Genomic DNA, 1,047 nt, shown 5'->3' with positions numbered 1-1,047 from the left:
TGCTGGAAGCGTTTGACGCTAACCCCAGGCTGGGAGCTGTTGGTCCATTATTGTTGTATGAAAATGGTACGGTACAGCACATGGGGGTAACTTTTCACCCTCCGTTTGGGGTGAGCCATTTGTATGCCCACTTCCCGGCAACGCATCGGGTAGTAACACAAAAAAGAGGGCTGCAAGCCCTTACGGCGGCAGCTCTTATGGTGCCCAAAACGCTGTTTCAGGCCTGCGAAGGATTTTATCCTGAATTTCGCAACGGATTTGAAGATGTGGATCTTTCCCTGCGTATTGTGCAGCAGGGGCGTACGTTGGAGTGCAATCCTGCTTCAAAAATTATTCATCTTGAAAGTCAAACACCTGGGCGTAAGGTGAATGAAGAGCATAATTCAAGAGTGCTGTATTCTCGGTGCGCTCCACTTTGTTATCCTGATGTACACCAGCATGCCCTGCGTGACGAATTTGCTTTAGAACTTGATGACAGAATGCTTCTTAGCGTTCATGTGGGAAAAGAAGAAAGCGAGGAACTGTTTGCCTGTGTGAGTGGAAAGACAGTAGAGGATTTGTGGGCTCTTGTAACAGCCAACCCGCTGTGGGTAGACGGCTATTGTGTTTTGGCGCAGCAGTTGGAAGCTGCCGGAGCCTATAAGGAAGCCGCTCTTTTTGGGGGAACAGCAGCACGAATTAAGCATACCTTTCCCTTGCTGAAGAACTTTGCCAGACTCGCGAAAAAGGGCGGAGATGCCCATATGTTGGAAGAAGTGTTATTGCAGCTGAAGCAATTGTCTGAATTTCGCAATGCACCTGACGGCGCTCTTCTGCATTGCAAAGCGGTGCTGCATAAAGCAAGGGCTGTGAACGATAGCTTTTTGGAAAAATTGTATACTGACGCTCTCGCTGCCTTGGAAGGGAGAACGTTTGCGTAGGATAGGAGACTGCACATGCCAACAATGAATCCCTCACCCACAGTCAGTATCATTATTCCCGTGATGAACAAATGGGAATTAACCAAAGCGTGCCTGGAAAGCCTGGCCCGGCATACTCCTGCTGGGG

General features: G+C 49.2%; 1 protein-coding gene. It reads left to right on the top strand.

What is annotated here, in order from left to right; all coding sequences use genetic code 11:
* The first annotated feature begins 197 nt into the window (after positions 1-197).
* Positions 198-920, top strand: a complete 723-nt coding sequence (locus G497_RS20410; RefSeq protein WP_169727006.1) for a glycosyltransferase family 2 protein — start codon at positions 198-200, stop codon at positions 918-920.
* The last annotated feature ends 127 nt before the right edge of the window (positions 921-1,047 follow it).

Origin of the sequence: Desulfovibrio cuneatus DSM 11391 (assembly GCF_000430005.1) — a bacterium.
Taxonomy (GTDB): Bacteria; Desulfobacterota; Desulfovibrionia; order Desulfovibrionales; family Desulfovibrionaceae; genus Frigididesulfovibrio; species Frigididesulfovibrio cuneatus.
The sequence above is the reverse complement of the archived record's forward strand: the minus strand, read 5'-3'. Positions and strand labels throughout refer to the sequence as shown.